Origin of the sequence: Actinomadura sp. 7K534, from assembly GCF_004348575.1 — a bacterium.
GTDB lineage: Bacteria > Actinomycetota > Actinomycetes > Streptosporangiales > Streptosporangiaceae > Spirillospora > Spirillospora livida.
Genome location: NZ_SMKB01000330.1, coordinates 1 through 6,508, shown reverse-complemented (window position 1 = coordinate 6,508; position 6,508 = coordinate 1). Strand labels below are relative to the sequence as shown.

General features: G+C 67.6%; 10 protein-coding genes and 1 pseudogene. 1 reads left to right on the top strand and 10 read right to left on the bottom strand.

Going from position 1 to position 6,508, the window contains the following annotated elements:
* Window positions 1-148: pseudogene (locus tag E1266_RS39740) on the bottom strand (thioesterase); the annotation flags it as partial.
* Between the two features lie 26 nt (window positions 149-174).
* Entirely contained in the window at window positions 175-651 is a 477-nt protein-coding gene (locus E1266_RS34505) for a MarR family winged helix-turn-helix transcriptional regulator (protein WP_132054348.1), read from the bottom strand.
* A gap of 50 nt (window positions 652-701) precedes the next feature.
* Between E1266_RS34505 and E1266_RS34500 the strand changes: the two genes are divergently transcribed.
* Complete coding sequence (locus E1266_RS34500) at window positions 702-1,109, top strand: nuclear transport factor 2 family protein (protein ID WP_132054346.1); 408 nt, start codon at window positions 702-704, stop codon at window positions 1,107-1,109.
* 10 nt (window positions 1,110-1,119) lie between these two features.
* On the opposite strand, the gene E1266_RS34495 is transcribed toward E1266_RS34500, so the two are convergent.
* The 8 genes from E1266_RS34495 to msrA all read right to left on the bottom strand — a co-directional run bounded on the left by E1266_RS34495 (window position 1,120) and on the right by msrA (window position 6,454).
* Window positions 1,120-1,602 carry an NUDIX hydrolase gene (locus E1266_RS34495; RefSeq protein WP_243719260.1) on the bottom strand — a complete coding sequence of 161 codons (483 nt, stop codon included), beginning with the start codon at window positions 1,600-1,602 and terminating at the stop codon, window positions 1,120-1,122.
* A gap of 102 nt (window positions 1,603-1,704) precedes the next feature.
* Window positions 1,705-2,187 carry a hypothetical protein gene (locus E1266_RS34490; RefSeq protein WP_132054344.1) on the bottom strand — a complete coding sequence of 161 codons (483 nt, stop codon included), beginning with the start codon at window positions 2,185-2,187 and terminating at the stop codon, window positions 1,705-1,707.
* Window positions 2,188-3,223: 1,036 nt separating this feature from the next.
* The gene (locus E1266_RS34485; RefSeq protein ID WP_165966324.1) at window positions 3,224-3,589 is read right to left on the bottom strand and encodes a hypothetical protein; all 366 of its coding nucleotides are present in this window, start codon (window positions 3,587-3,589) and stop codon (window positions 3,224-3,226) included.
* The gene (locus E1266_RS34480) at window positions 3,568-3,966 is read right to left on the bottom strand and encodes an ATP-binding protein (RefSeq protein ID WP_132054340.1); all 399 of its coding nucleotides are present in this window, start codon (window positions 3,964-3,966) and stop codon (window positions 3,568-3,570) included. The genes E1266_RS34485 and E1266_RS34480 overlap by 22 nt, the downstream gene beginning before the upstream one ends.
* A gap of 77 nt (window positions 3,967-4,043) precedes the next feature.
* Window positions 4,044-5,039 carry an XRE family transcriptional regulator gene (locus tag E1266_RS34475; protein ID WP_243719259.1) on the bottom strand — a complete coding sequence of 332 codons (996 nt, stop codon included), beginning with the start codon at window positions 5,037-5,039 and terminating at the stop codon, window positions 4,044-4,046.
* Between the two features lie 30 nt (window positions 5,040-5,069).
* Window positions 5,070-5,261 (bottom strand): helix-turn-helix transcriptional regulator, encoded by a 192-nt coding sequence (locus E1266_RS39735; RefSeq protein ID WP_279436371.1) that lies wholly within the window; start codon window positions 5,259-5,261, stop codon window positions 5,070-5,072.
* Window positions 5,262-5,282: 21 nt separating this feature from the next.
* Window positions 5,283-5,801, bottom strand: a complete 519-nt coding sequence (locus E1266_RS34470) for a flavoprotein (protein ID WP_132054338.1) — start codon at window positions 5,799-5,801, stop codon at window positions 5,283-5,285.
* Window positions 5,798-6,454 (bottom strand): peptide-methionine (S)-S-oxide reductase MsrA, encoded by a 657-nt coding sequence (msrA, locus tag E1266_RS34465; protein WP_132054336.1) that lies wholly within the window; start codon window positions 6,452-6,454, stop codon window positions 5,798-5,800. Before msrA ends, E1266_RS34470 begins: the two co-directional genes overlap by 4 nt.
* Window positions 6,455-6,508: the final 54 nt, after the last annotated feature.

The following is a 6,508-nucleotide window of genomic DNA, read 5'->3' as shown; positions in this document are numbered from 1 at the left end:
GCCCCGCGACCGCCTCGACCGTGGCCCCCTCCGCCAACGCGAGCAACCGCGGCGTCCCCAGAACCGGCACGTCCCCACTACCGACCCGAACAGCCGTATCCGCATCTCCGACGACAACGGACACCACGCCCCGCGATCCCAGCTCCATCCCCCCATCCTGCCGCCCTCCGGTCATCAGGGCGGCCGCACGGCCCGCCGTTCCACGGCCGCCGTTCCGCCGAGGTCGTCCAGGAGCCGGATCAGCAACTCTCGATGCTCCGCCAGGTTCCGCTCACCGAAGCGTTCGGCCAGCCGCCCTTCCAGGTCAGCGCGTGCGCGCCGCGCCGCCGCGACGGCGTCCCGGCCACGGCCGGTAAGCCGAACCCGGCGCACGCGAGCATCAGCGGCATCGGCCACGCGCTCGCAGTAACCGAGCCGTTCGAGCTCGGCCACGGCCTTGGAGGCCCCCTGCTGCGTCATGTCCAGCCGGACGGCCAGCTCACCGACCGTGGGCGAGTCGTCGATCAGATGCTGGAAGACGTACCCGTGCGAGAACCGCAGATCGCCGAACCCCTGGCCGGCCAGCTGCTCCTGCACGAGCGCCGCCGCCGCCTGCCCGACGAACAACGCGAGCATCCCGGTGTCGAGCTGCCGAGGGTCGAGCGTCGTCATGCCACCATTGTCATATTGACAACCCTGGTTGTACAACTAAGGTTGTTAATATGGCGCATCCCAACATCGACACCGCGCTCCGCTACCACGAGGCGGTCTCGGCCTTCGCGACCGGCCAAGACCTGGCCGCGTTCTTCGATCCGGAAGCCACCCACCACGAGCTGCCCAACGCGCTCTTCCCCCGCGGCAACGTCCGCGACCTGGCGGGCCTCTGCGCCGCAGCCGAAGCGGGACGCAAAGCCTTGAGCGCGCAGAACTTCAAGGTCCTGAACGCCCTGGCCGCCGGCGACCAGGTAGCCCTGGAAGTCCTCTGGACGGGCACGACCGCGGTCCCGATGGGCGCCATCCCCGCAGGCGAAACCCTCCGGGCCCACATCGCGACCTTCCTGGAGTTCCGCGACGGAAAGATCCTCACCCAACGCAACTACGACTGCTACGACCGCCTCCCGCCCACCTGACCCGAACTGATCAGCAGTCCCGTTCGGAGCGGACGTACTCGGCCAGTCTCACATCGAGGACCTGGGTGTCCGTGGGAGGAGGACCGGCGACATCCCACCAGCAGATGTCGCTGATCTCCTCATTTGGCGTGAACCCCGTGAAGCGTGCAGAGACCCTGGCGCTGTACATAGCGGCGTACTCCTCCCGCGGCGGCCCGGTCAGCCGAAACCGCGCGTACCCAGCCAGATCAAGGGTGGCCAGCCGCAGGCCACTCTCTTCCCACAACTCCCGCAGGGCTGCCTGCAGAGGCGTCTCCCCAGGGTCGATCAACCCACCGGGAAGTTCCCATTTCCCGCGAAAGCGGTTCAACACCAACAACACATCCCGCCCACACGAGACGACGACCAACGCCGCAGGCATCGGCACGTCATCCGGCACACGCGGAGTGCGCACAGCCGCCAGAAACGCCGTCAACGCATTCCCGTCCGCATCCACAGCCAAATCCCGATCCACACCCCCATGGTGAACGCCCCTCCCCCAACACACCAGGCAGCGGCATCCGGAGAGGATCGAGAAACCGGACAGCTCACCGGACCACTGCACCTGGCCTGGCGCTCAGCAGTTCGCCCGACGAACGAGATCCGCCGCCCTAATGTAGAGGTCGACGTAGAGGTCAACTTCCTGGTCGTACTCATTCACGAGGATCCAGCCGTCACCACGCAAGCGCCCCAGCGTGAACCTTGGACCGCGAGAGGTGTATTCACTACCGGTCACTGGGGCGTAAACGGAATAAACCCGTCCAGCATCAAGTACAGGCGAAGGTGGATCGGCCGTCCATCCCACCGGTGGAGAGGTGATGGGCACCTCAATCATCTTTCCTGGGAACTTAGCCGGCGCCTGAAGGCGGATGTTCACTTCCGGCGAGAGATCATCGCGCGTGGAGAGGTAGATCGAATCTGGTGCCTTTCCCAGACACCAGGCCACTACCACGGTGGGGCGCCCAGCCCTATCCAACGTCATCCCGGCCACGCCGCCAGATTCCGGCGCGCAGGCGGTCACGGTTGGCCACACCACACCCATCAGCAGCAGCACTGACAACAGGGGTCTCCACTCGATCCCGCTCATACACCGAAGACGCAGCAGCCCGCGAACTCGATCACCTCACGTCCGCAGCCGGTCAGGCCCTCGACGCCCCGCACATGAAGGCCCGCCTCCCCCACGGGTAAATCAGAGATGCAAGGCCGCAGTATGACTGCGGCCGCTACCGTTATCGCGTGGCGCTAATGATCAGTTCCGCCATACCGGTCAGCCGGGACACATACTCGGCCGCCTCGCCATGCAGTTCGGACATGACGCCACGGAGATCATTCAGCGAGCCGCGCAAAGCGGACCGATGTGCGGCATCGATGGCCCCTACTGCAGATAGGCCGAGACACACCCGGCAATGTAGGCGTCGAGTGTCGCCATTGATTCGCCGCTTGGCACATCCAGCCACCGCAGATCCCCGCCCCCGCGCAAGTCCGGAACCGTCCAGCTTCAACGCGCGGCACAGCCCACACCCGAGGGGACCGGAACTCGACCGAGGGGAGCGCGGAGGCCGGGTGCGTGGCCGGGACCGTCCACCGCGGGGCGGGACCGTGGACGGCCGCCGCGCCTTGCGCGTGCGGCCTTGGGGGCCGTTCGCGGCACGGCCCCGACCACCGTCCCGCCCCGCCGTGGACGGCCCGCACGCTCGGCACCGCGCAACTCGGGGCAGGCCCCCGCGCAAGGGCAGGCCGCACAGGTACCGGGCAGCGGCTTCCAGGCCGGGCGACGCTTGAGACGGAATTGCCGACACGGCGCCGGCTGACTCCCTTCGGTCGCCCCTACGGGTGGCCTACGGCCATCGACCGGCCCCGACCCTGCCAGCACGCAACCGAAGCCGCGGCCCTCATCCCTCCCCCGCGTCGTCTACGTCGACAACGACCCGGTGGTACACGCGAAGGCCCCGCCTCTCTGCAACGGGGGAAGACAGAGAGGCGGGGCCGGTGGCGACACGCAGCGGCCCAACTCCCCAGCCAGGACCACGCACGCCACCCACCAGGACGAGGAACAACCCCTGAGCCCACCACCCCACGGGGTCATCCCTCGCGGCCTACCAGGTACCGGGGAACATCCGGTGCTTGAGAAGCGTGTCCACCTGGTCGGCCGCCGCTATGGCATCGCGGCAGGGAGCCAGATAGCCGCGCCGCCCACGCTCAGCAGCGTGGTAACCCCATGCACCGCCGGGGACGGCCAGGGCGACGACGCCGAGCCCGACGTGATCGTCGGGACCGCTGGCATAGACCCACAGCACCGGCAACGGGAACCCCTGCGAGCGGTACAGCCGGACCAGCCGCCAGCCCCGAGGCTCCAACGCCACGGCCAGGAGATTCAGGTATTTCTCTGCCGTGGCGCCGCCCCGAAGTGTCCGCCAGCGCAACACGTACCGCTCCGCATTCAGAAGGCGCACTTGGCCCATACGACCTTCCCGCCTTCCATGAGCGGCCGCGTACCCCAAGCACGCACGAGATGCGACATCAGGAATAGGCCGCGCCCTGAAGTGGCCGCGTAGTTCTCGGGTTGGATGACCGGCAGGTCTGGTCCTTGGTCCCAGACCTCGATGACCACCAGGCCGTCACGCTCGTCCCGGAAGACCCGCACGATGATTTGGCCGTCACCGTGCCGCCATGCGTTGGTGACCAGCTCACACACCACGAGGCGGCCCACATAGTCATCTGTGATGCCCCACTCGCGGAACCGATCGGCTAGAAACGTGCGGGCACGTTGCGGCGCGCGGTCGGTGGGTTCAAGGAACAGGGTCGGGGTCGGCGCCTCGGGGGCTGTGGCTGTGAGCATGGCGCACGACCCTAGGAACGGCTCGTGCCAGCAGCCCGCACATCCGTGAAGGGAAAAGATCCGTACTCAAATGCGGGTCACACGACCCCAGCGCGCTGGGCCAGGCCGCGCAGTTCGGGAGTGCTGGCTCGATGTTCGCGACGGACCAACTCCGTCAGCAGCTCGTTCGTGGCGGAGTCGTACCGGACGAGTTCGGGCGAAAGTCGTTCGGCCTTTAGGAGGGTGTTCACCGACGCGGCGTCCTTGCGTTGGACGGCGTAGGCCCGCGCCAAGTCGAGGGCGACTTGGGCACGACGGCCGAGGAGGCCGGGGCCGAGGCGATCGACGTCGAGCGGTTCACCGCGCTTGAGAGCGAGCTTCGGGTCTCCGAAAGCGACGGCCGCCGAAACCTCATGGATCTGGACGTTCGTCGGGCCGAACGCAGTCCAGAAGTCGTTTCGATCGCTGCCGAGCCGACCAGCGACCGCGCGGGCAGAGGCGAGATGCCTGTCCACCGCCGCGCGATCGAATAGGGCGGCCGCCGCCGTGACCGCGACTAGGCACAGTCCGCCCTGCACTGACAGGAGCAGGGGAGACGGGCGACGCGTGGAAGCGGCGAGGGCATCACGTGAACGCACGGCCAGATCTTCGGCCTCACGCGTCCGCTGCTGGCGAATCAGGATGTAGCCGAGCCGGTAGGCACTAACGGCTGCGAGGAGGGGACGGTCTCCGAGGCGGGCCGCAGACAGCGACCTGTCCGCCGCGGTCCAGGCGAGATCAGCCTCACCGACTCGGTTCAAGATCGTGGCCGCCGACTGGTAGATCAGCGAGCACAAGGTGTAGGCCGCGCGCCTCTCGTCTCCGTTCCGCGTCTGGCACGCCCGCTCAGCCGCGATGATCAGTCCTGGGAGGAGGCGTCCCGCTTCGTCGTACCGTGTGGCTTGGTAGCTCTTGTTCGCGCGCCGCAGTTCGTGGCCCAGCCAGGAGAGCCGGGGCCGTTCGCCGTCGCCCGCACCCGCGTTGATCATGTTGGGAAGGGTCTCGTAGCGGAGCATCGCTTCCCTGATGCCCGAGGCTCCCTCGTACTTGGCCATGTCCCCACCCATGTCATCACTTGTGAGTTGCTATATGTCCAGGTCGAGAACCTCGGCCAGGCGGACGAGAACCGAGTGACTGTCGATCGAACGCCGCCCTCGCTCGACCTGGCTCAGCCAACTCTCCGAGCGCCCGACCAGGCCCGCGACGACCACTTGCGAGAGTCCGCGCCGCCGACGCTGACGGGCGATCCGTTGTCCGATCTCTGCGCGCGCGTCCACGGCTCTTGTCCTTCCGGCCGGTCAACCGTCGAGGATGCTGCCCAACTCAGTGAGGATCTGATGCCAGGTTGGCATGCGCGCGTCCGGAGGGGCAGCCGGATCGAACAACACCCGGACGCCCGCCCCTCGCAGCGTCTCCACGTTGTTCGCGAAGGCGGGATGACGGGCTAGCGCGTCCTTGAGCAGCGGCGCCGCCACGATCGGGACGCCGAAGCCCATGAGTTCGCAGAGCAGGCCCACGGCGAACGAGTCGGCGAAGCCCGCCGCCCACTTGTTCATCGTGTTGAACGTCGCGGGAGCGACCACCACGGCGTCAGCGGTCGGCAACTCGTCCGGTTCCTCGGGCATGCGGAACTCACTCCGGACCCGTTCGCCCGTCAGTTCGGCAAGACGTGGCGCATCGATGAAGCGCAGGCCCATGGGGGTGGCGATCACGCATACCCGCCACCCCGCAGCCTGCGCCAACCCAACGAAGGTTTCAGCGTCGGACGCCGCCGGAGCAGCGCAAACGACGTGGTAAAGGACACCGCGCGAGGTCACTCGGCGGGGGCTACGCCGACCGGGCAGGAGACGCCCGTTCCGCCGATGCCGCAATATCCTCCGGGGTTTTTATTGCCCGAGAGGTACTGCTGGTGGTGGTGCTCGGCGTAGTAGAAGTCGGTTGCCTTGGTTATCTGGGTGGTTATGGGGGCGTGGCCGGCGGCGGTGAGGACGTCTTGGTAGGCGTCGCGGGTGGCTTCGGCGGCCTTTTGTTCGAGGTCGGTCCTGTAGAAGATGGCTGAGCGGTACTGGGTGCCGACGTCGTTGCCCTGACGCATGCCCTGGGTCGGGTCGTGGGCTTCCCAGAAGATGCGGAGGAGGTCTTCGTAGGAGACCTTGGTGGGGTCGTAGACGACGCGGACGGTTTCGGTGTGGCCCGTCTTGCCGCTGCACACTTCTTCGTAGGTGGGGTTCGGGGTGTAGCCGCCCTCATAGCCGACGGCGGTGGAGATGACACCGGGGGTCTGCCAGAACCTGCGTTCGGCGCCCCAGAAGCAGCCGAGGGCGAACTCGGCGATCTCGGCGCCGTCCGGGTACGGGGGTGCGAGGGGGGCGTCGAGGACCTCGTGGCGCGGTGGCACCGGGATCGGCTCGTCCCTGCCGGGGAGTGCCTTCTCGGGAGAGACCATCTGGGTCTTCGCAAAGCCGAACATGCCCTCAGGCTAGCTCGCCGGGGAAGCGATGTCCCGGGAGCCGGTGGAGGGGTC

Bases quoted from the DNA above. Each gene is read 5' to 3' on its own strand.
- E1266_RS34475 (WP_243719259.1), bottom strand. From the start codon at position 5,039: ATGGCCAAGTACGAGGGAGCCTCGGGCATCAGGGAAGCGATGCTCCGC.
- E1266_RS34505 (WP_132054348.1), bottom strand. From the start codon at position 651: ATGACGACGCTCGACCCTCGGCAGCTCGACACCGGGATGCTCGCGTTG.
- E1266_RS34485 (WP_165966324.1), bottom strand. From the start codon at position 3,589: ATGGGCCAAGTGCGCCTTCTGAATGCGGAGCGGTACGTGTTGCGCTGG.
- msrA (WP_132054336.1), bottom strand. From the start codon at position 6,454: ATGTTCGGCTTTGCGAAGACCCAGATGGTCTCTCCCGAGAAGGCACTC.
- E1266_RS34500 (WP_132054346.1), top strand. From the start codon at position 702: ATGGCGCATCCCAACATCGACACCGCGCTCCGCTACCACGAGGCGGTC.
- E1266_RS34480 (WP_132054340.1), bottom strand. From the start codon at position 3,966: ATGCTCACAGCCACAGCCCCCGAGGCGCCGACCCCGACCCTGTTCCTT.